18 protein-coding genes are annotated in these 22,177 nt (G+C 56.0%); 17 read left to right on the top strand and 1 reads right to left on the bottom strand.

Annotated features, from left to right (window positions below; genetic code table 11):
* Positions 1-3: 3 nt before the first annotated feature.
* Complete coding sequence (pheT, locus tag CCE92_RS05900; RefSeq protein ID WP_088006603.1) at positions 4-2,403, top strand: phenylalanine--tRNA ligase subunit beta; 2,400 nt, start codon at positions 4-6, stop codon at positions 2,401-2,403.
* Between the two features lie 285 nt (positions 2,404-2,688).
* Entirely contained in the window at positions 2,689-3,462 is a 774-nt protein-coding gene (locus CCE92_RS05895; RefSeq protein WP_088006602.1) for a MeeY/MeeF family manganese export membrane protein, read from the top strand.
* A 225-nt stretch (positions 3,463-3,687) separates the two neighbouring features.
* Here CCE92_RS05895 and rnhC read toward each other — a convergent pair whose 3' ends face one another.
* On the bottom strand, positions 3,688-4,620 hold the full coding sequence (gene rnhC, locus CCE92_RS05890; RefSeq protein ID WP_088006601.1) for a ribonuclease HIII: 933 nt from the start codon (positions 4,618-4,620) through the stop codon (positions 3,688-3,690).
* An 86-nt stretch (positions 4,621-4,706) separates the two neighbouring features.
* On the opposite strand from rnhC, the gene zapA reads away from it, so the two are divergent.
* The 15 genes from zapA (at position 4,707) to sdhB (ending at position 22,147) form a co-directional block, all read left to right on the top strand.
* A complete protein-coding gene (gene zapA, locus CCE92_RS05885) occupies positions 4,707-4,967 on the top strand; it encodes a cell division protein ZapA (protein ID WP_088006600.1) in 261 nt (86 codons plus the stop codon).
* Between the two features lie 5 nt (positions 4,968-4,972).
* Positions 4,973-5,512: a CvpA family protein gene (locus CCE92_RS05880; protein WP_088006651.1), complete on the top strand. Its 540-nt coding sequence runs from the start codon at positions 4,973-4,975 to the stop codon at positions 5,510-5,512.
* 126 nt (positions 5,513-5,638) lie between these two features.
* Positions 5,639-7,342, top strand: a complete 1,704-nt coding sequence (gene polX / locus CCE92_RS05875; RefSeq protein ID WP_088006599.1) for a DNA polymerase/3'-5' exonuclease PolX — start codon at positions 5,639-5,641, stop codon at positions 7,340-7,342.
* A 12-nt stretch (positions 7,343-7,354) separates the two neighbouring features.
* On the top strand, positions 7,355-9,712 hold the full coding sequence (locus CCE92_RS05870; RefSeq protein ID WP_088006598.1) for an endonuclease MutS2: 2,358 nt from the start codon (positions 7,355-7,357) through the stop codon (positions 9,710-9,712).
* 21 nt (positions 9,713-9,733) lie between these two features.
* Complete coding sequence (locus tag CCE92_RS05865; protein ID WP_088006597.1) at positions 9,734-10,147, top strand: DUF350 domain-containing protein; 414 nt, start codon at positions 9,734-9,736, stop codon at positions 10,145-10,147.
* Between the two features lie 547 nt (positions 10,148-10,694).
* A complete protein-coding gene (locus CCE92_RS05860; protein ID WP_088006596.1) occupies positions 10,695-12,392 on the top strand; it encodes a long-chain-fatty-acid--CoA ligase in 1,698 nt (565 codons plus the stop codon).
* A gap of 92 nt (positions 12,393-12,484) precedes the next feature.
* Positions 12,485-13,066: a fatty acid metabolism transcriptional regulator FadR gene (gene fadR, locus CCE92_RS05855; RefSeq protein ID WP_088006595.1), complete on the top strand. Its 582-nt coding sequence runs from the start codon at positions 12,485-12,487 to the stop codon at positions 13,064-13,066.
* A gap of 14 nt (positions 13,067-13,080) precedes the next feature.
* The gene (locus tag CCE92_RS05850; protein ID WP_088006594.1) at positions 13,081-13,854 is read left to right on the top strand and encodes an enoyl-CoA hydratase; all 774 of its coding nucleotides are present in this window, start codon (positions 13,081-13,083) and stop codon (positions 13,852-13,854) included.
* 19 nt (positions 13,855-13,873) lie between these two features.
* Positions 13,874-14,647 (top strand): electron transfer flavoprotein subunit beta/FixA family protein, encoded by a 774-nt coding sequence (locus CCE92_RS05845; protein WP_088006593.1) that lies wholly within the window; start codon positions 13,874-13,876, stop codon positions 14,645-14,647.
* Positions 14,648-14,676: 29 nt separating this feature from the next.
* A complete protein-coding gene (locus CCE92_RS05840; protein ID WP_088006592.1) occupies positions 14,677-15,645 on the top strand; it encodes an electron transfer flavoprotein subunit alpha/FixB family protein in 969 nt (322 codons plus the stop codon).
* 685 nt (positions 15,646-16,330) lie between these two features.
* On the top strand, positions 16,331-16,645 hold the full coding sequence (gene trxA, locus CCE92_RS05830; RefSeq protein ID WP_088006590.1) for a thioredoxin: 315 nt from the start codon (positions 16,331-16,333) through the stop codon (positions 16,643-16,645).
* A 316-nt stretch (positions 16,646-16,961) separates the two neighbouring features.
* Positions 16,962-18,749, top strand: a complete 1,788-nt coding sequence (uvrC, locus tag CCE92_RS05825) for an excinuclease ABC subunit UvrC (RefSeq protein WP_088006589.1) — start codon at positions 16,962-16,964, stop codon at positions 18,747-18,749.
* Between the two features lie 193 nt (positions 18,750-18,942).
* Positions 18,943-19,551, top strand: a complete 609-nt coding sequence (locus CCE92_RS05820) for a succinate dehydrogenase cytochrome b558 subunit (protein ID WP_088006588.1) — start codon at positions 18,943-18,945, stop codon at positions 19,549-19,551.
* A 48-nt stretch (positions 19,552-19,599) separates the two neighbouring features.
* Complete coding sequence (gene sdhA, locus CCE92_RS05815) at positions 19,600-21,348, top strand: succinate dehydrogenase flavoprotein subunit (RefSeq protein ID WP_088006587.1); 1,749 nt, start codon at positions 19,600-19,602, stop codon at positions 21,346-21,348.
* A 28-nt stretch (positions 21,349-21,376) separates the two neighbouring features.
* Positions 21,377-22,147: a succinate dehydrogenase iron-sulfur subunit gene (gene sdhB / locus CCE92_RS05810; RefSeq protein ID WP_088006586.1), complete on the top strand. Its 771-nt coding sequence runs from the start codon at positions 21,377-21,379 to the stop codon at positions 22,145-22,147.
* Positions 22,148-22,177: the final 30 nt, after the last annotated feature.

Below are 22,177 nucleotides of genomic sequence, written 5' to 3'. Positions count from 1 at the left end.
GGCATGTTAGTATCGATAGATTGGCTGAAAGACTATGTGAATACGCAAAATGAAACCGCGGGTGAACTCGCGGAAAAAGTGACGCGCGCGGGGATTGAAGTGGATGCCGTCATCGACCGGTCGGAAGACTTGAAAAAACTCGTCGTCGGCTACGTCGAGGAATGCGGCAAGCATCCGGAAGCGGATAAATTGTCACTGTGCCAAGTGAACGTCGGCGATGAAACGCTGCAGATCATCTGCGGCGCGCCGAACATCGCGCAAGGCCAGAAAGTCGTCGTGGCCCTGCCCGGCGCCCGTCTTCCGGGCGGCATGAAGATCAAAAAAGCCAAACTGCGCGGCGAAGTGTCGAACGGCATGATCTGCTCGCTCCAGGAACTGGGCATCGAAGGGAAAGTGGTCCCGAAAGCGTACGCCGACGGCATTTATGTGCTGCCGGAGGATGCGCCGACCGGCACCGATGCGCTTGATTACCTGCACCTCAACGACCATGTGCTCGAACTCGGCCTCACGCCGAACCGGGCGGATGCGATGAGCATGCTCGGCGTCGCGTATGAAGTCGCGGCGATTTTGTCGGAAGACGTCAAGCTGCCGGCAATAAATTATGAAACTGCTGCTGAAAAAGCGGAATCCTTGCTGAAGCTCCGCGTGGATGCGCCGGATGACAACCCGCTGTACGTGGCGAAAGTCGTGAAGAACGTGAAAGTGGCAGAATCGCCGGTATGGCTGCAGCAGCGGCTCATGGCCGCGGGCGTCCGCCCGCTCAACAACGTCGTCGATGTGACGAACTTTGTTTTATTGGAATACGGACAGCCGCTTCACGCGTTCGACTATGACGACTTGAAGACGGGCGAAATCGTCGTGCGCCGCGCGAAGGACGGGGAAAAAATCACGACGCTCGATGACCAGGAGCGCAAACTGGAACCGCATCACCTCGTCATTACGAATGGGGAGGAGCCGGTCGCCCTCGCCGGTGTCATGGGCGGCGCCAATTCGGAAGTGAGCGATAAAACTTCGACGGTCGTCATCGAGTCCGCATATTTCGCGCCTGCTTCGGTGCGCCAGTCATCGAAGGATCACGGCCTGCGGAGCGATGCGAGCTCCCGGTTCGAAAAAGGGATCGATCCGAACCGGGTGGAACCGGCAGCGGAACGGGCCGCACAGCTGCTTGCCGAACTGGCCGGCGGCGACGTGCTGGAAGGCTCCCTCATTGCCGATTCGCTTGACCGGAGCGAACGGACTGTCACCGTGTCACCCGATTTCATTAACGAACGGCTTGGCATGAAAATTCCGTTCGAGGAAATGATCGCCATCCTGAAACGGCTCAAGTTCGAAACGGAAGCGGCCAACAACCAGTTGATCATTCAGGTGCCGACGCGCCGGCAGGACATCCGGATCGAAGAGGATGTCGTGGAGGAAATCGCCCGCCTGTACGGCTACGATGAAATTCCGGCGACACTGCCGGTCGGCGAATCGGTGCCGGGCGGCCTGACGCCTTACCAGGAAAAGCGGAGACTCACCCGCCGCTTCATGGAAAGTGCCGGACTGCTGCAGGCGGTGACTTACGCCCTGACGTCGGACAAAGCCGCCCGTCAGTTCGCACTTCAGCCGACGGAAACGACGAAACTGCTCATGCCGATGAGCGAAGAGCGGAGTGTCCTACGCCAAAGCCTCATCCCGCATCTGCTGGAAGCGCTGACGCATAACACGGCGCGGCAGAACGATTCCGTCGCCTTGTATGAGGTGGGCTCGGTATTCCTCGAGTCGGCGGGCGAATTGCCGGACGAGCAGGAGCACCTTGCTGCCGCTGTAACGGGCCTCTGGGTCGATCACAGCTGGCAGGGCGAGAAGAAAGCGGTCGATTTCTACGTGCTGAAAGGCATCATCGAAGGACTGGCGGATAAACTTGGTCTCGTCCTCGGATTCGAAAAAGGGGAGCTTGACGGATTGCACCCGGGGCGCACCGCGTTCGTTTTGAAGGACGGCGAGCGGATCGGCATCATCGGCCAGGTCCATCCGGCTGAACAGAAAGCGCGCGACTTGAAGGAGACGTACGTGCTCGAATTGAATCTCCAGGCGCTGCTGGCTGAAGAAGCGGCACCGCTGCTTTACACGCCGGTGCCCCGCTTCCCGTCGATTTCGCGGGATATCGCACTTGTGCTGGACCAGGCGACCGAAGCGGCCGCAATCGAAGCGGTCATCCGCGGAGCCGGCGGCCGGCTGCTGAAAGATGTGCGCGTGTTCGACGTGTACGAAGGGAAGAACATGGAACCGGGCAAGAAATCCGTGGCATTCTCACTCGTGTATTTCGATCCGGAAAAAACGCTGACCGACGAAGAAGTGACGGAAGCGCACGACCGCGTGCTCAGCGCGCTTGCCGCAGCTGGCGCTGAACAGCGCAGCTGATGACACAAGGCGGCGGAATCACCCGCCCTGGGTTGTGTCCGGATACTATTTCAGCGTTTGCCATGCCTGCCGCTTCCATAATCGGGACAATTGTCGTATAATGGACCACATGATTAAAGGGGAGTAACTGGACAGTCAAGTCGTCATTACGGGATCCGTCCCCGGCTTGGCTGGCAACGTATGTTGTTAGTGAGACCTTTACCATTCGCTGGTAAAGGTCTCTTTTTTAGTGCCTTTTACCGGTTTGGATGGCATCGATCATAATCGGGAAGGGAGAAGGATAGTATGGAAGGGATTTGGCTGGAATACGGCTGGACACTGTTGGTCCTCATCGGGCTGGAAGGCCTGCTGTCGGCCGACAATGCCTTAGTGCTGGCGGTGATCGCCAAGCACTTGCCGGAGGACCAGAAGAAAAGAGCGATCAATTACGGAATCATTCTGGCGTTCGTTTTCCGATTCGCGGCCCTGTTCGCGATTTCGTTCATCGCGAACGTTTGGCAGGTCCAGGCGATCGGTGCGGCGTATTTGCTGTACTTGGGTTTGAAGCATGTCATCCAGGCGCGCTTCGGTAAGGAAAGCGAAAATATCGATGAGGAGATTGAAGAGGAAGCGAAAGGCAAAGGCTTCTGGCCGACCGTCGGAAAAATAGCCCTCGCCGACCTCGCGTTTGCAATCGATTCGATTTTGGCGGCTGTCGCGTTGGCGCTCGGCCTGCCGGATTCTCCGCTCGGGGACTTCGGCGGTATGGACGGCGGGAAGTTCGCCGTCGTCGTTCTCGGCGGCATCGCCGGGTTGATTCTGATCAAATACGCGGCGACATGGTTCGTCAAACTGCTCGACCAGCGGCCGGCGCTCGAAACGACGGCATACGCCATCGTCGCATGGGTCGGGGTCAAGCTTGCGGTCATCACGCTTTCGCATGACGACATCGGCATCCTGCCGCATGACTTCCCGCACAGCACGGGGTGGACATTGGTTTTCTATGGCGTCCTCGTAGCGATTGCACTGGCCGGCTGGTTCGCGCCCGCCAACAAAAAAGCGCAGAACTTAGAAGAATAAACGCCTTTTCAGCTCCGCCGGTTACAGACCGGCGGAGTTTCTTTATGGCCTGCTGCGGAAGTGCGGGTTGGAAAAGGCGGCTCCCGGATGGTGCGGGGCCGCCTTTCTTAGCTGGAAACCGGCTGCTGCTGCCGATTCACAAGTATTGTTCTCAGTTTCGCGAGTATCCGCCGCCGATTCACTAGTAACGCCAAATCACCCGCGAAATTACTTTACATAAGAAAATTATTCCTTGATCTTCCGTTTTGCCAGTACTTCCGCTTTTTTCGTGTTCGCAAAATGGGCTTTCGTGATGGATTTCAAAAACTCCGGCCCTTTTTTCAATAAAATCTTTGCCGCCGCTTCATCGACGCCGCTGCCGGCGCCTTTCGGAAGCGCCACTCCTGCTTTGGCGGACAGTTCATCCATCGCTTCCAGAAATGCGACGCGGGCGATGATCGAAGCGCAGGCAACCGACACGTGCAGGCCTTCCGCTTTAGTCGAGAACAGGACGCCGTCACGTACGATGTCCGCTTCGTCTTTCAGGTGGCGGTAATAGACGCCGCGTTCGGCGAACTGGTCGATCAGGATGGCATCCGGCCGCTCATCTCCGAGTTTCCGCAATGTGTGGCGGAGCGCCTGGTTGTGGAGGAGAGCCTTGATCTTCCCTTGCGACCAGCCTTTTGCCTGCACGTCATTGTATTTCTCGGTAGGCAAGGTCAGCACGCTGTGGGCGAACGCCGCTTTCAGATCCGGTGCGATCGTCCGCATGGCGGCATCGGTCAGCTGCTTGGAATCTTTCGCGCCGAGTTCTTCGGCGAGCGCGATTTTATCCGACGGCACGTAGCAGGCGGCAACGGTGATCGGTCCGAAAAAATCGCCGGTGCCGGTCTCATCCGAACCGAGGACGGAGCGGGCGGCGAACCCTTCCGGCAGTGCGTCGCCTTTTGCGCCGGATGCCGTCTTTGCCGGCTGTGTCTCACCCCATCGCGCGGCTTCCCTTGCCGCGCCGGCTCCCTGGAACAGCACTTTCCCTGAGTTGTACGCGGTGACGGTCACATCTGGAAGTTTGGCGGTGAAGGTGACGGACGGCGCTTTCGGCGGAACTTCGTTCGACCGGTACGCGTCTTTTATTGCGCTGAGCCGGCCTGGAGGCAGTTTGATGACTGCATTGGACATGATGATTCCTCCTTGGCAGGTTCCCCGTTGCGGGAAATCCATGGTATGATAGAATGTAGGTATTGTAAAAAAAGGGGGATGGAACATTGTCGGAAGCAGAGAAAAGGCGGCTGCAAGTTGAAATATTCGGCCAGACCTATAAAATGGTGGGCAGTGAGTCATCCGGCCACATGCGGCTTGTGGCGTCGATGGTCGATGATAAAATGCGGGAGATCCATTCCCAGAATCCGTCCCTAGATACCGCGACACTTGCGGTGCTGACTGCCGTGAACGGCTACCATGACTATCTTAAACTGAAACAGGAAGCGGAACAAATGGAAATTGAATTGAAAAGACTGAAGGGTTGACGGAAATGCTTGATATTTTATTGCTGATTTTACTGGTCGTCGGCCTCATCGTCGGATTTACGCGCGGTCTTGTCGTGCAGCTGATCCATATGGTCGGCTTCATCATCGCGCTGTTTGTCGCAAGGCTCTACTATGAACCGCTTGCCGACCATTTCGACTTATGGGTGCCGTATCCGGCCATTACGGAAGCTTCACGGTTCACGATCGCCGTGGAGAAACTGGATTTGACGGAGACATTCTACCAGATGTTCTCATTCGCACTCATTTTTTTCGTGACTTGGTTCGTGCTCCAGATCCTCGCATCGATCCTGAACTTTTTGAAGTTCCTTCCGGTGCTCGGGTTTTTCTCCCGTATCCTCGGCGCGTTCTTCGGACTGGTCGAAGCCTACATATTGCTTTTCTTTGCGCTTTATCTGTTCGCGCTGCTGCCGGTCGCCATCGTGCAGGACACGATCGGCTCGTCCTTCCTGGCGCAGCTGCTGCTGGAACATACACCCGTTCTCACGGAGCAGGCAAAAGACTGGTGGTATATTTATCTTGAGTGAAACTTCTCTCGTTAAGAGGGAAGTTTTTTTCGGAATAAATGAAGTGACCGGCCCGCACAGCGGGTACAGGGGAATAGATGCATCAACAAATCCATCCTTTATTCCAGAAATGATCGGAGGCAGACGATGAATAAAAAATCGATTGTCCGTGTGCTGGAGAAGATCTCGCTGTACATGGAGCTGAAAGGTGAAAACTCGTTCAAAATATCGGCATTCCGCAAGGCGGCGCAGGCGCTGGAACTCGATCAGCGCAGCCTGAGTGAAATGGATGATGTCACGAAGCTGAAAGGGATCGGAAAAGGGACCGGCGACATCATCAACGAACTGATCGAGACCGGCAAGTCGACCGTGCTCGAGGAGTTGGAGAAGGAAGTGCCGAAAGGGCTGCTGCCGCTCTTGAACCTGCAGGGGCTCGGCGGCAAGAAGCTGGCCCGGCTGTACGCGGAGCTCGGCATCGATTCAGCCGAATCGCTCCGGAAAGCGTGCGAAGAGCATCACATCCAGAAACTGGCCGGATTCGGACCGAAGTCGGAAGAAAAAATCCTGAAAGAACTGAACGATTATGAGACCCGGCCGGCGCGCCAGCCGATCTGGAAAGTGGCGGACACGGTCGGATGGCTGGAGGCGATCCTTCGGGATATCGATGAGATCAGCCGGTTCCAGGCCGCCGGCAGCTACCGGCGGACGAAAGAGACGAGCAAGGACCTGGACTTCATCATCGCGACAGAAGAGCCGGACACCGTGAAAGAGAAGCTGCTGGCAACGCTGCCGGTACTGGAGACGATCGCGTCCGGATCGACGAAAGTGTCGGTCACGCTCGATCAGCAGGACCCGATCGATGCCGACTTCCGCCTCGTGGCGCCGGATGAATTCGCTTCGGCATTGCACCATTTCACCGGCTCGAAAGACCACAACGTCAAAATGCGTCAGCTGGCGAAATCGCAAGGGAAGAAAATCAGCGAATACGGCGTGGAACAGCCCGATGGCAGCGTGGAGACGTTCGAGTCGGAAGAAGCGTTTTTCGCCCATTTCGATCTGCCGTTCATCCCGCCTTCCGTGCGTGTCGACGGCCGCGAGCTCGACCGGCTGGAAGAACTGCCGGAACTCGTGCAGCAGGGGGATGTGCAGGGCGACCTCCACATGCACACGACGTGGTCGGACGGCGCCCATTCGCTGACTGAAATGATTGAAGCGTGCCGCGAAAAAGGGTATAACTATATGGTCATCACCGACCATTCCCATTACTTGAAAGTCGCGAACGGCCTGTCGCCGGAGCGGCTGCGACAGCAGCACAAGGAAATCCGAAAACTCAATGAACAATACGACGACATCGAAATCCTGTCCGGAACGGAAATGGATATCCTGCCGGACGGTTCGCTCGATTTCGATGACGATTTGCTGGCAGAGCTCGATTTCGTCATCGCGAGCATCCACTCGAGCTTCAGCCAATCACAGGACAAGATCATGGAACGGCTCCATAACGCCATAAAAAATCCCCATGTCGACATGATCGCGCACCCGACAGGACGGGTCATCGGCCAGCGGGACGGATACAACCCGGACGTCGGGCAGCTGATCGCCTGGGCAAAGGAATACGGCAAGATCCTCGAATTGAACGGAAGCCCATACCGGCTGGACCTTGCGACTGAATGGCTGGAACTTGCCCAGAAGGAAGGTGTACCGATCGCTGTCAACACCGACGCCCACTCGACGGACGGCCTCGATTTGATGGAGACGGGCATCAAGTATGCGCAGAAAGCGTGGCTGAAAAAAGCGGCGGTCGTCAATACGTGGCCGCTCGAACGACTGAAAGAGCATTTAAAGCAGTAGGAGGTGTCCCGCATGATTGCGGAACGCGCGCTCGATACATTGGAATACCGTAAAATCCGCGACGAGGTCGGCAAATTTGCGTCTTCCTCCATCGGAAAGAATCATATACAGAACTTGAAACCATCGGCCGACCCGGAAGAAGTGGGCCGGCTGCTCGATGAAATGGATGAAGGGGCAAGTGTGCTCCGCATCCGCGGCAATGTGCCGATGGGCGGCATTTTCGACGTGCGCCCGCACGCACGCCGCGCCCAGATCGGCGGCGTTCTGAGTCCGGCTGAACTCATGGAGACGGCGGCCGTCATCCGCGCCGGCCGGATCCTGCGCCAGTTTTTCGAAAAGATCGATGAGGAAGGGGACATCCAGATTCCGCTCCTCCTCTCCAAAAAGGATGCACTGCCGGTCCTCACCGGACTGGAGCATGAAATCAATGGCTGCATCGACGACAACGGAGCCGTCATGGATTCCGCCAGTCCCGAACTCCGCCGCATCCGTTCCCAGAAACGCATCCAGGAAAGCCGCGTCCGCGAGAAGCTCGAAGGGTTTATTCGCGGGAAGAACGCGAAGATGCTGTCGGATTCCATCATCACGATCCGCAACGACCGGCTCGTCATTCCGGTGAAGCAGGAATACCGGGGAAGTTTCGGCGGCATCGTCCACGACCAGTCCTCATCGGGCCAGACGCTGTTCATCGAACCGGACGCCGTCGTACAGGCGAACAACGAAGTGAGCCGGCTGAAAGGACAGGAGAAGGAGGAAATCGACCGCATCCTCCAGCGGCTGTCCGCACTCGTGCAGGAAGTGGCGAGCGAGCTGTTCACCACCGTGGACCTGCTCGGGGAAATCGATATCATCTTCGCGAAAGCGAAGTACGGTTCGGCGAATAAATGCACGCGGCCGTTCATGAACACGGAAGGCTACATCAGCCTGAAAAAAGCGCGTCATCCGCTCATCCCGCAAGACGAAGTCGTCGCCAACGACATCGAATTCGGACGCGAGCACACAGCGGTCGTCATCACCGGGCCGAACACCGGCGGGAAAACCGTCACGCTGAAAACGGTCGGCCTGTTCACCCTCATGGCGCAGTCCGGCATCCCGGTCCCGGCGCTCGATGGCTCGGAACTCGCTGTATTCGACCAAGTGTTCGCCGATATCGGGGACGAACAGTCGATCGAGCAGAGCTTGAGCACGTTCTCGTCGCATATGGTCAACATTGTCGACATCCTGAAGAAATTCGATGAAAACTCGCTCGTCATCTTCGACGAGCTCGGAGCGGGGACCGATCCGCAGGAAGGGGCGGCGCTCGCCATTTCGCTCCTCGATGAAGTGTACGGAAGAGGCGCGCGGGTCATGGCGACGACCCATTACCCGGAACTGAAGGCGTACGGCTTCGACCGGGAAGGGGTCATCAACGCGAGTGTTGAATTCGATGTGGAGACACTCAGTCCGACATACCGGCTGCTCATGGGCGTGCCGGGACGGAGCAACGCCTTCGAGATTTCGAAGCGGCTCGGACTGCCCGAGCACATCATCGCCCAGGCGAAAAGCATCACCGGCACCGACCGGCGCGAAGTGGACGGCATGATCGCGTCGCTTGAAAAAAGCCGGCGGGCCGCGGAACAGGACGCGGAACAGTCGCGGGAACTGCTGGACGAAGCCGAAGCGCTGCGGGCGGATCTGAAGCGGCAGCTGGAAGACTACGAAGCGCGCAAGCAGGAGCTGGAGGACAAAGCGAAAGAAAAAGCCCGCAAGCTGGTGGACAATGCGCGGCGGGAAGCGGAGACCGTCATTTCCGAACTGCGTGATTTGCGGATGAACCATGCGGCGAATGTCAAAGAGCATGAACTGATCGATGCCCGAAAGCGGCTGGACAGCGCCGCGCCCGAGAACCGGGTGCTGAAAAAGGCGAAAAAGGAAAAACAGGAAGCTGAACTGAAACCGAATGACGAAGTGAAAGTGCTGTCTTACGGACAGAAAGGGACGCTCCTGGATAAAGTGTCGGATACCGAATGGACCGTCCAGATCGGCATCCTGAAAATGCGGCTGCCCGAAACCGATCTCGAATACATTAAGCCGGAAAAACAGAAAGAACCGAAAGCGATGGCGACCGTCCAGAACCGGGACAGCCACGTGAAACTTGAGCTCGACCTGCGCGGCGAGCGATATGAGGATGCGATCGTCCGCGTCGAGAAGTATATCGACGATGCGCTCTTGTCCAATTACCATCAAGTGTCGATCATTCACGGAAAAGGGACTGGCGCGCTCCGCGAAGGTGTGCAAAAATATTTAAAGAAGCACCCGCGCGTCAAAAGCTTCCGGTATGGCGGCGCCGGCGAAGGCGGGCTCGGTGTCACAGTCGCCGAATTGAAATAATGGACGCAAAAGGAGCCGGTTATGGAACAGTCTAGTTTTTGGACGCATCCGCTTGTCGAGACGGCAGGCTACTTCAGCGTATTCATGCTGTGCCTCATCGTGGCCATGGTCATATTCGAAATCGTCACGAAATATAAGAACTGGGAAGAGATCCAGAAAGGGAATGTGGCCGTCGCGCTGGCGACAGGCGGCAAAATCTTCGGGGTGGCGAACATTTTCCGCTATTCCATCGAAAACCATGATTCCCTTCCTGTGATGATCGGCTGGGGCCTGTTCGGTTTTCTCCTCCTCATCCTGGCCTATTTCCTTTTCGAATTCCTGACCCCGAAATTCAACATCGACGCGGAAATCGAACGGGACAACCGGTCGGTCGGCTTCATTTCGCTCATTCTGTCGGTCGGCCTGTCGTATGTCATCGGAGCCAGTATTTCATAGGAGGACGTTCGGATGGAAACACTTGCGAAATGGCTGCTCGGTGCATGCGCGGCCTTTCTCATCGTCGGCATCATTTATCTTTTGTTCTGAATTGGAAGCGTCGGCTTAAGCCGGCGCTTCTTTTTTGTTGAACTAACTGGTGCAGCGGATGGTATTGCGCAAAACAGCTCCGCTTTCCTGCGGGCTTGCGCCGAGCTAACTCGGGTTAGGCGCCCGAGTGGATCTCGGCACTGCGCTTTCCCGCGGGAGTCTCCGCTGTTTTGCTCCATATCAGCTGCTCAGCAACAAAAAATTAAGAGGCCGCTTGGACGGCGCCGCATCGCCCTGTCGGGTGAAGGAATACAGTAGTCCGACTTCAGAAGAAAGCGAGCAGGCGGCGAATCCAGCGGCAATAGCGCGAGCTGAAGACCCTGGGCTGAATGAACGATTTCTTCGATCTCGGGCGGCAAATTTTTTTATTGGAAAAGTAATTGTAAGGGTTTACATTTTACCGTATAATGAAAACTAGGAATATTCTATCATTTATTAAACTAAAGGGGCTGAACAGATGACCGCAAAACCTTGGCTGTCCGAATACCCGCCGGAAATTCCGCATACGTTGTCATATGAACCGATTCCCGTCCAGGAGTACCTCAGCCGCACGGCAAAAAAACATGGCAATAAAACCGCCATCCATTTCATGGGCAAGGAAATGACATACCGGGAGCTGAATGAAGCCGCCTTGAAGTTCGGGAACTACCTGCAGTCGCTCGGAATCCGGAAAGGGGACCGGGTCGGGATCATGCTGCCGAACTGCCCGCAGAACCTGATCAGCTACTATGGCATCCTATATGCTGGCGGCGTCGTCGTCCAGACGAACCCGCTGTACACGGAACGTGAAATCGCCTATCAGATGAGGGATTCGGGGGCCAAGGCGATCATCACGCTCGACATCCTGTACCCGCGGGTCGCGGCGGTGCAGAAAGAGACGGAGCTCGAAAACCTCATCGTCACCGGAATAAAGGATTTTCTCCCGTTCCCGAAGAACGCACTGTATCCGTATGTTCAGAAAAAGCAGTACGGCATCACGGTGAAGGTCGAACACAGCGGGACGAATCACCTGCTGACGGAAATCCTGAAGACGGCGAAGCCGGAAGTCGCCGAAACGCCGTTTGATTTCGAGGAAGACTTGGCGCTGCTCCAGTACACCGGCGGGACGACCGGTTCGCCGAAGGGCGTCATGCTGACGCACAAAAACCTGATTGCGAACGCGACGATGTGCAATGCCTGGATGTACCGGATGAAAGAGGGCGAAGAAACGGTCCTCGCGATCATTCCGTTCTTCCATGTCTATGGCATGACCACCGTCATGGTCCTGTCGGTCATGCAGGGCAACAAGATGGTGCTGCTGCCGAAGTTCGAAGCCGAGACTGCCCTGAAGACGATCAGCAAGCAGAAGCCGACTGTCTTTCCGGGAGCGCCGACCATATATATCGGCTTACTCAACCATCCGGATATCCGGAAGTACGATCTTTCTTCGATAGAAGCGTGCCTGAGCGGATCCGCGCCTCTCCCTGTCGAAGTCCAGGAGAAGTTCGAAAAAGTGACGGGCGGAAAACTCGTTGAAGGGTACGGACTGTCGGAAACTTCACCGGTCACCCACGCCAACCTCTTATGGGGCGAACGGGTGAAAGGATCCATCGGACTTCCATACCCGGACACGGAAGCGGCGGTGTTCAAGATCGGCACCACGGAACCGGTGGAACCCGGAGAAGTCGGTGAAATCGCCATCCGCGGACCGCAAGTCATGAAAGGTTACTGGAACCGTCCTGAAGAGACAGCGGCGACCATCGTGGACGGCTGGCTGCTGACGGGCGATATCGGTCGCATGGACGAGCGGGGTTACTTTTACGTGCTGGACCGGAAGAAAGATATGATCATCGCGGGCGGCTTCAACATTTATCCCCGGGATGTCGAAGAAGTGCTGTACGAACATGAGGCTGTGCAGGAATGTGTGGTCGCCGGTGTGCCGGATCCGTACCGCGGGGAAACGGTGAAAGCGTATATCGTCAAAAAGGAAGGGCACGATGTGACGGAAACGGAACTGGATGAGTTCTGCCGCAAGCATCTCGCCGCCTATAAAGTGCCGCGGATCTATGAATTCCGGAAAGAGCTGCCGAAGACGGCAGTCGGGAAAATCCTGCGCCGTTCGCTTGTGGAAGAAGAGCGCAAAAAGCAGGAGCAGACCGAATCCGTACCTTCGTAAGCGCTTGACACAGCCTATATTAAAGATTAATATGAAAATATGAATGAGGCGTCATTCATATTTTCATATTTTTTTTGGTGGTGAGAGATCGGATGAAAAAAGAAAAACCGAAATATAAGATGATTGTCGACGCTGCCGTAACGGTCATCGCTGAAAACGGTTACCACCAAGCGCAGGTCTCGAAAATCGCAAGGGAGGCGGGAGTTGCAGACGGAACGATTTATCTGTACTTTAAGAATAAAGAGGATATCCTCATCTCGGTGTTCGAAGAGAAAATGGGCCTGTTCACCGATAAGCTGAAGGAGATCCTCTCGCAGGAATTGACGGCCTCCGACAAGCTCCGGCGCATGATCGAGAACCATTTCGGCCTGCTGAGCGCCGACCGGCATCTGTCGATTGTGACGCAGCTCGAGCTCCGGCAGTCGAACCATGATCTGCGGATGAAAATCAATGGCGTGCTCAAAGAGTATTTAGTCCTTCTGGATGTTATCCTGAAAGAGGGGATGGCTTCAGGTGAATTCGATAAGGACATGGACATCCGGCTGGCCCGCCAGATGGTGTTCGGAACCATGGACGAAACGATCACCACCTGGGTCATGAACGACCACAAGTATGACCTGGAGAGGCTCGCACCTGCTGTCCATCGCCTCCTGATGAAGGGGATGCGCGCATAAGAAAGGGGATAAAGATGGAATCGATCACATGGAAGAAAGAAGATGGCGTGGCGATCGCCGCAATCAGCCGGCCGCCGGCGAATGCGCTGTCGCGGTCGCTTATTCTGGAAGTGAACGAACTGCTCGATGAGGTCGAACATGATGGCGACGTCCGCGCCATTGTGCTTCACGGCGAAGGGCGTTTTTTTTCGGCCGGCGCGGATATTAAGGAATTCACTTCCGTCACATCCGGCGAAGAGTTTTCGAAGCTGTCGGCAAGCGGTCAGCAAGTGTTCGAACGGGTCGAGACATTCCCGAAACCGGTCATCGCCGCCATCCATGGCGCGGCACTCGGCGGCGGGCTTGAGCTCGCCATGAGCTGCCATATGCGTTTCGTGACAGCCGATGCGAAACTCGGCCTGCCGGAACTTCAGCTCGGCCTCATCCCGGGATTCGCCGGAACCCAGCGGCTTCCCCGCTATGTCGGTTTCGCTAAAGCGGCGGAAATGCTGCTGACGAGCGATCCGGTATCAGGCGAAGAAGCGGTCCGGCTCGGACTTGCGAACCGCGCGTATGCCGAGGAGGAGCTGCTGCCGGAAACGCTGAAGATCGCCAAGAAAATCGCGAAAAAAAGCCCGGTTTCCGTCAGCGCGGCACTGGCCATGCTGCAGTACACGAAACACGAGCGGTATGAAGCCGGTGTAAAAGCGGAAGCGGATTCATTCGGGACCGTCTTCGTTTCTGAGGATGCGAAAGAAGGCATCCAGGCGTTCCTCGAAAAGCGCGAAGCAGTTTTTAAAGGGAAATAATATTCGGGAGGGAACCTACATGAATATCTATGTACTGATCAAACGAACATTCGATACGGAAGAGAAAATCGCGGTCTCGAACGGTAAAATCCAGGAAGACGGCGCGGAATTCATCATCAATCCGTACGATGAATACGCGATCGAAGAAGCGATCCAGGTCCGCGATGAACACGGCGGTGAAGTGACGGTCGTCACAATGGGCGAAGAAGAAGCGGAAAAACAGCTCAGAACAGCCCTCGCTATGGGTGCAGATAAGGCGGTGCTGATCAATACGGAAGATGATCTGGAAGAACTGGATCAATTTACGGTGGCATCTGTTCTCGCTGAATACTTAAAAGACAAAGAGGCGGACCTCATCCTTGCGGGCAACGTGGCGATCGACGGCGGTTCCGGACAAGTCGGTCCGCGCGTGGCGGAACGCCTTGGCATCAACTGTGTCACAACGATCACCGACTTAAAAATCGACGGATCCGATGTCACGATCGTCCGCGATATGGAAGGTGATTCGGAGACGATCAAAACATCCCTTCCGTTGCTGGTGACGGCACAGCAGGGACTCAACGAGCCGCGTTATCCTTCGCTTCCGGGAATCATGAAAGCGAAGAAGAAACCGCTGGAAGAGCTCGAACTCGATGATCTCGATATCGAAGAGGACGACGTAGAAGCGAAAGTTGAAACGGTGGAAGTATACCTGCCGCCGAAGAAGGAAGCCGGCCGCATTCTGGAAGGCGACCTGTCGGATCAGGTTTCGGAATTGGCAAGCTTGCTGCGCAACGAAGCGAAAGTCATATAATCGGATTTTTAACAGGAGGGTGACTGAATATGTCGAAGAAAGTACTGGTACTTGGAGAAGCGCGGGAAGGTGCATTGCGGAACGTTTCATTTGAAGCGATCGGTGCGGCGAAGCAAGTCGCTGACGGCGGCGAAGTCGTCGGTGTCCTGATCGGGGATTCGGTCCAGGATCTCGCTCAGGAAATGGTCCAGCACGGAGCGGACCGCGTCGTCACAGTCGAACACCCGCATTTGAAAACGTATACATCCGACGGTTTCGGCCAGGCATTCATGGCCGTCGTCGACCAGGAGAGCCCGGAAGGAATCGTTTTCGCCCATACGGCGAACGGGAAGGATTTGGCACCGAAGATCGCATCGAAGCTGCAGTCGGGACTCATTTCCGACGTGACTGCGATTGAAGGGGAAGGCGATGATGCAACGTTCATCCGCCCGATCTACTCCGGTAAGGCGTTCGAAAAAGTCCGGGTGAAAGAAGGGCTTTTATTCTTCACGATCCGCCCGAACAACATCGAAGCGCCGGCGAAAGAGGAAGGCCGCTCGGGCGACATCAGTTCCTTGTCGGTGGACATCACCAATCTCCGGACGATCATCGAGGACGTCGTCCGCAAGTCGACGGACGGCGTAGACCTTTCGGAAGCGAAAGTGATCGTCGCCGGCGGACGCGGTGTCAAGAGCGCCGAAGGATTCGAGCCGCTCCAGGAATTGGCGGACCTTCTCGGCGGCGCAGTCGGCGCATCCCGCGGTGCGTGTGATGCGGACTACGTCGATTACTCGCTGCAGATCGGTCAGACAGGGAAAGTCGTTACGCCGGACCTGTACATCGCTGCGGGAATCTCCGGTGCGATCCAGCACCTCGCGGGGATGTCCAACTCGAAAGTGATCGTCGCCATCAATAAAGACCCGGAAGCCAACATCTTCAAAGTGGCCGACTACGGAATCGTCGGTGACCTGTTCGAGGTCGTGCCGATGCTGACGGAAGAATTCCGGAAAATGATGTAATTGAATGCCAAGCGGTCCGCGAACAGCGGGCCGCTTTTAGTTTGCTGAGCAGTTCTTGATTGCACATTCGGCCTTCTGTTCGCTTCGGACCTGCTCACTTGCTCCTGTGCAAGCTCGTCGCAGTTAAAACCGTTTGCCGCGGACGAACGGTCAAGCCTCCTCTGCCGGCGATCCCGGCATGCGGGGTCTTGACACGCCCGTTTTTCCGCAGGCGTCTCGCAGGATCCGATATCTCACGCCGGCCGAAGAACAAGACGAACATCCTGCCCCTCTGAAGAAAGAGCGGCAGGCGGCGACTCCGGAGGGACCAGCGAATGAATGGGCAAGAGGATCTTGACCATTCATTTGCGACAAGCACGCGGAGCGGCGCAGGAGCACAGGGTTTTTCTCTGTCAGGCGAGACCCTGCAGGCCGGATTGCAGCCAAAGCGGCTCGCGGACCGCCCCTCGGCAGCCAGCCTCGCGACGTCCTGTCGCGCTGGCTGCATTCCCCACATCGTGTGGGTCAGAAAGCGTCCGCTGGAAGCGATCTCTTCAGTGTATGGCACTTACGGTTTTCTTAAGTGGTAAGATTAACGGCCGCGAGCGGCGGGTAAAGGAAGGATAGGCAAAAAATTCGCCCGCCTTTAGGGGCGGTGCTATAATCAATTGGAGAACAGGGAATTTTTTGGAGGAGGAATGTTTCGATGGCAATCGTAAAAGGAACAGATCAGAACTTTAAACAGGAAGTATCCGACGGCCTCGTGCTCGTGGATTTCTGGGCACCTTGGTGCGGACCGTGCAAAATGATTGCACCGGTACTTGAAGAACTGAACGAAGATATGGGCGATCAAGTGAAAATCGTCAAAGTCGATGTGGATGAAAACCAGGAAACGGCCAGCAACTTCGGCATCATGTCGATTCCGACGCTTCTTCTGCTGAAAGACGGCGAACCGGTCGACAAAGTCGTCGGCTTCCGCCCGAAAGAAGCACTGGCTGATCTTATTCAAAGCCACGCATAATAAAGTCAGAACCGGGTCCCGCGAAGGAGCCCGGTTTTTCGTATCTGGGTGATTTTTTTATTGACGGTGTTGGTGCAGAGTCGAAATGTGGCGCTGCAGAGTCGAAGTACGGCGTTCCAGAGTCGAAATGTGGCGTTCCAGAGTCGAAATACGGTGCTGCAGAGTCGAAATGTGGCCGTGCAGAGTCGAAATAGGCGGCTCCAGAGTCGAAATGCGGTGCTCCATAGTCGAAATGCGGTGCTCCAGAGTCGAAAACACCTCCTTAGCTACTCAAAAAATCCCAAGAACAGCTACTAATGTAAACAAGGTGATACTGATGAACGAATGGATTCAGAATAAGCTCGCCGTGCTGCCCGATCAGCCCGGCTGCTACTTGATGAAAGACCGGCAGGGGACGATCATCTATGTCGGCAAAGCGAAAGTGTTGAAAAATCGCGTCCGCTCTTATTTCACCGGCAGCCATGACGCCAAGACGCAGCGGCTTGTCGGGGAAATCGAGGACTTTGAATACATTGTGACGTCTTCGAATATCGAAGCGCTTATCCTGGAACTTAACTTGATCAAAAAATACGACCCTAAGTACAACATCATGCTGAAGGATGACAAATCCTATCCGTATATCAAAATTACAGCCGAGCGGCACCCAAAACTCATCACGACCCGCCAGGTGAAGAAGGACAAGGGCAAATACTTCGGCCCCTATCCGAATGCGTATGCGGCCAATGAAACAAAGAAACTGCTGGACCGGCTGTATCCGCTGCGGAAATGCCATACCATGCCGGATAAAGCCTGCCTTTATTACCATATCGGGCAGTGCCTGGCACCGTGCATCAATCCGGTCGAAAAAGAGACGTATCAGGAAATGATCGATGAAATTACGCGGTTCCTGAACGGCGGTTACCAGGATGTCAAAAAGGATCTGATGGAAAAGATGCGGCTGGCGTCCGAGAATTTGGAGTTCGAGCGCGCGAAAGAGTACCGCGATCAGATTGCGCACATCGAGACGGTGATGGAAAAGCAGAAGATGGCGATGAATGATTTTACGAACCGGGATGTGTTCGGCTATGCCGTCGACAAAGGGTGGATGTGCGTCCAGGTGTTTTTCGTGCGCCAGGGCAAGCTGATCGAACGGGATGTTTCGCTGTTTCCGCTGTACCGGGATCCGGAAGAGGAGTTCATGACGTTCCTCGGGCAGTTTTACGAAAAGCCCAACCATGTGAAGCCGCGCGAGATCTTCCTGCCGCCTCAGGCTGACGCGGACCTCGCCGCTGAGCTGCTCGATGTGAAAATCTCCAAACCGCAGCGCGGAAAGAAGAAAGACCTCGTCGATCTGGCAATCAAAAACGCGCAGATCGCCATTCGGGAGAAATTCCAGCTGCTCGAACGGCAGGAGCAGCGGACGGTCGGCGCCTGCGAGGAGCTGGGGGACGCGCTCAACATTGCGGTCCCGCTGCGGATCGAGGCGTTCGACAATTCGCATATCCAGGGAGCCGACGCGGTATCGGCGATGGTGACGTTCATCGACGGCCGCCCGTCCAAAAAGGATTACCGGAAGTACAAGACGCGCAGCGGTTCGAAGCCGGATGATTATGAAGCGATGCGGGAAGTGGTGCGGCGCCGCTATTCGCGGGTGCTGCGGGAGGATATTCCGCTGCCGGATCTCATCGTGATCGATGGCGGGAAAGGACAGATGGAAGCGGCCCGTGAAGTGCTCGAGGACGAGCTGGGGCTCGAGATCCCGATCGCCGGCCTGGCGAAGGACACGAAGCACCAGACGTCGCAGCTTTTATTCGGCTTCCCGCCGGAGACGGTTCCGCTTGAGCGGACGAGCGAAGCGTTTTATCTGCTTCAGCGGATTCAGGACGAAGTTCACCGATTCGCCATCACATTCCACCGGCAGCTGCGGGGCAAAGGGTCGATCACGTCCGTCCTGGATGACTTGGAAGGCGTCGGCCCGAAGCGGAAGAAACAGCTGCTGAAGCATTTCGGCTCCATCAAGAAGATCCGGGAAGCGGATGCCGCCCAGTTCAGGGAAGCGGGAATGCCGGCGGCCCTCGCCGAATCGATCGAGCGGTTTTTCCGGGAAGAACAGGCGGGAAGTTAGGGAATTCCCTTGTGCTGGCGCGGTTTTGGCCGGTTTCGATTGTAAATGGACTCCTTGACGCCCCCCAGACAGGGGAGTACAATAAAACTGTCATAATTTTGTATGATGATGCAGTAGGCAGCGCGCAGTGGCGGCCAAGCTTTCGGGCCGTCTCTGCAGCTGCAATTTTATTGTGCCGAGAGGGGGAAAAACTTTGACAACACATCGTGAGTTCTTTTTGCGTCGCCTTCATTCGCTTTTGGGTGTCATTCCGGTCGGTGTCTTCCTGACACAGCACCTGTTTGTCAACAACCTGGCTGTCCGGGGCCCTGAAGCATTCGAAGCGGGTGCGCATTTCCTGGAAAGTCTGCCATTCCGGTACTTCCTCGAAATTTTCGTGATCTTCCTGCCGCTGATGTACCATGCCTTTTATGGCCTCTACATAGCATTCACGGCAAAGAACAATCCGAAGGAGTATGGCTATCTCCGCAACTGGGCGTTCGTCCTGCAGCGCTACACGGGTGTCTTCCTGGTCATCTTCATTGCATGGCATGTGTATGAGACACGCTGGCAGGCGGCACTGGGCGCGGAAGTGAACTTCAATATGATGGCGGAAATCCTGTCCAATCCATGGATGGTCGCGTTCTACGTGCTGGGCGTCATCACAGCGACATTCCACTTTGCGAACGGGATCTGGTCGTTCCTCGTTTCATGGGGAATCACCCAGTCGCCTGGATCGCAGCGCGTGGCGACCGTCGTGACCATGCTGTTCTTCGTCGTCCTGTCCGTCATCGGCGTGCAGGCTGTGTTCGCATTCGTCTAAACGGCGCATCATCTGTTTTTTTGGAAATGAAAGAGGAGTGAGAATTTAATGGCGAAAGGCAAGTTAATCGTTGTCGGCGGCGGCCTGGCCGGCGCTATGGCGACTGTGCGGGCTGCTGAAGCCGGCACGCAAGTAGATTTGTTTTCTCTGGTCCCGATAAAGCGCTCACACTCTGTCTGTGCGCAGGGCGGAATCAACGGCGCGGTAAATACGAAAGGGGAAGGCGATTCCCCGGCAATCCATTTCGACGACACGGTTTATGGAGGTGATTTCCTCGCGAACCAGCCGCCGGTACAGGCGATGACGGAAGCGGCGCCGGCCATCATCCGGCTCCTTGACCGGATGGGCGTCATGTTCAACCGCACACCGGAAGGTCTTCTCGATTTCCGCCGGTTCGGCGGAACACTTCACCATCGCACGGCGTTCGCCGGTGCGACAACCGGACAGCAGCTTTTGTATGCAATCGAAGAGCAGGTCCGCCGCCAGGAAGTGAACGGCCTCGTCACGAAATATGAAGGCTGGGAATTCCTCGGCATCGTACTGGACGACGAAGGGCGCGCGCGCGGAATTGCGGCGCAGAACTTGACGACGATGGAAATCCAGACGTTCCGCGCGGATGCGGTCATCATGGCGACCGGCGGACCAGGGATCATCTTCGGGAAATCCACAAACTCCATCATCAACACCGGTTCTGCTGCTTCGATCGTTTATCAGCAGGGAGCTCATTACGCGAACGGCGAATTCATCCAAATCCACCCGACGGCGATTCCAGGGGACGACAAATTGCGTCTCATGTCCGAATCGGCTCGCGGTGAAGGCGGACGGATCTGGACCTATAAAGACGGGAAGCCTTGGTACTTCCTCGAAGAAAAGTATCCGGCATACGGAAACCTCGTGCCGCGTGACATCGCGACGCGGGAAATCTTCGATGTGTGTGTCAACCAGAAGCTCGGCATCAACGGCGAGAACATGGTGTACCTCGACCTTTCGCACAAAGATCCGAAAGAATTGGACATCAAGCTCGGCGGCATCATTGAAATTTACGAGAAATTCACAGGGGACGATCCGCGCAAAGTGCCGATGAAGATCTTCCCGGCAGTCCATTACTCGATGGGCGGCCTGTGGGTCGATTACGACCAGATGACGAACATCCCGGGTCTTTTCGCTGCCGGTGAATGCGATTATTCCCAGCACGGTGCGAACCGCCTCGGCGCGAACTCGCTCTTGTCCGCCATCTATGGCGGAATGGTCGCTGGACCGAACGCCATCGATTACATGAAAGGGCTCGATGTGCTGGCTGAAGACCTTCCATCCGACATCTACGACCGCAAACAGGCGGAAGAAGAAGCGAAATGGGAGCACATCATGGGCATGGACGGCACGGAAAACGCGTATGTCCTCCACAAGGAACTCGGCGAGTGGATGACCGACAATGTGACAGTTGTCCGCTACAATGATAAACTGAAGGAGACGGACGATAAGATCCTCGAACTTCTCGAACGTTACGAGAACATCAACATCCTGGATACACAGCGCTGGAGCAATCAGGGTGCGATGTTCACCCGCCAGCTGAAAAATATGCTCTATCTCGCGCGCGTCATCACGCTGGGCGCACTGAACCGGAACGAGAGCCGCGGGGCTCACTACAAACCGGACTTCCCTGAGCGTAATGATGACGAGTGGCTCAAAACGACTGTGGCGAAATTCGATGGCGAAAGCGCGCCGATCTTCCATTATGAAGATGTGGACATTTCCCTCATTCCGCCGCGTAAACGTGACTACTCCGCCAAGAGCTGATTAAATTATAGAGAGGAGTCCTTTAGTCATGGCTGAAGCAGCAAAAACAGTCATTTTTGAAATCGAGCGGCGCAACACGACAAACGAAGAACCGTTCTGGGAAACGTTTGAAGTGCCATACCGTGCGAATATGAACGTCATTTCCGCCCTCATGGAAATCCGGCGGAACCCGGTCGACCGGGACGGCAAGACCACGACACCGGTCGCCTGGGATATGAACTGTCTCGAGGAAGTGTGCGGCGCCTGTTCGATGGTGATCAACGGCCGCGCGCGCCAGTCTTGTACGGCGCTCGTCGACCAGCTCGAGCAGCCGATCCGTCTGCAGCCGATGAAGACGTTCCCTGTGGTCCGTGACCTTGTCATCGACCGCAGCCGCATGTTTGATTCGCTGAAGAAAGTGAAAGCCTGGGTGCCGATCGACGGGACATACGATCTGGGCGAAGGACCGCGCATGCCGGAACAGAAGCGCCAGTGGGCGTATGAACTGTCCAAGTGCATGACGTGCGGCGTCTGCCTCGAAGCGTGCCCGAATGTCAACTCGAAATCCGATTTCATCGGTGCGGCACCGATTTCACAGGTCCGTCTGTTCAACGCACATCCGACAGGAGCGATGAATAAAGACGAGCGCATCAATGCGCTGATCGGACCGGGCGGCCTGCAGGACTGCGGAAACTCCCAGAACTGTGTGGAATCCTGCCCGAAAGGCATTCCGCTCACGACGTCGATCGCGGCGATGAACCGCTCGGCAACTGTCCAGATGTTCCGCAACTTCTTCGGAAGCGATCGGATGGTCGACTAGGACAGGACGAAGAACCCTGGAGAAATCCAG

The organism is Indiicoccus explosivorum, from assembly GCF_002167005.1.
Taxonomy (GTDB): Bacteria; Bacillota; Bacilli; order Bacillales_A; family Planococcaceae; genus Indiicoccus; species Indiicoccus explosivorum.
Note: the sequence above shows the minus strand (reverse complement) of the source record. Positions and strands in the feature narration are given on the sequence as shown.

Coding starts and splice junctions, on each gene's coding strand:
- CCE92_RS05840 (WP_088006592.1), top strand. CDS start 14,677: ATGTCGAAGAAAGTACTGGTACTTGGAGAAGCGCGGGAAGGTGCATTG.
- fadR (WP_088006595.1), top strand. CDS start 12,485: ATGAAAAAAGAAAAACCGAAATATAAGATGATTGTCGACGCTGCCGTA.
- CCE92_RS05865 (WP_088006597.1), top strand. CDS start 9,734: ATGGAACAGTCTAGTTTTTGGACGCATCCGCTTGTCGAGACGGCAGGC.
- CCE92_RS05860 (WP_088006596.1), top strand. CDS start 10,695: ATGACCGCAAAACCTTGGCTGTCCGAATACCCGCCGGAAATTCCGCAT.
- CCE92_RS05880 (WP_088006651.1), top strand. CDS start 4,973: ATGCTTGATATTTTATTGCTGATTTTACTGGTCGTCGGCCTCATCGTC.
- trxA (WP_088006590.1), top strand. CDS start 16,331: ATGGCAATCGTAAAAGGAACAGATCAGAACTTTAAACAGGAAGTATCC.
- pheT (WP_088006603.1), top strand. CDS start 4: ATGTTAGTATCGATAGATTGGCTGAAAGACTATGTGAATACGCAAAAT.
- CCE92_RS05845 (WP_088006593.1), top strand. CDS start 13,874: ATGAATATCTATGTACTGATCAAACGAACATTCGATACGGAAGAGAAA.
- uvrC (WP_088006589.1), top strand. CDS start 16,962: ATGAACGAATGGATTCAGAATAAGCTCGCCGTGCTGCCCGATCAGCCC.
- CCE92_RS05895 (WP_088006602.1), top strand. CDS start 2,689: ATGGAAGGGATTTGGCTGGAATACGGCTGGACACTGTTGGTCCTCATC.
- sdhA (WP_088006587.1), top strand. CDS start 19,600: ATGGCGAAAGGCAAGTTAATCGTTGTCGGCGGCGGCCTGGCCGGCGCT.
- CCE92_RS05870 (WP_088006598.1), top strand. CDS start 7,355: ATGATTGCGGAACGCGCGCTCGATACATTGGAATACCGTAAAATCCGC.
- CCE92_RS05850 (WP_088006594.1), top strand. CDS start 13,081: ATGGAATCGATCACATGGAAGAAAGAAGATGGCGTGGCGATCGCCGCA.
- rnhC (WP_088006601.1), bottom strand. CDS start 4,620: ATGTCCAATGCAGTCATCAAACTGCCTCCAGGCCGGCTCAGCGCAATA.
- sdhB (WP_088006586.1), top strand. CDS start 21,377: ATGGCTGAAGCAGCAAAAACAGTCATTTTTGAAATCGAGCGGCGCAAC.
- polX (WP_088006599.1), top strand. CDS start 5,639: ATGAATAAAAAATCGATTGTCCGTGTGCTGGAGAAGATCTCGCTGTAC.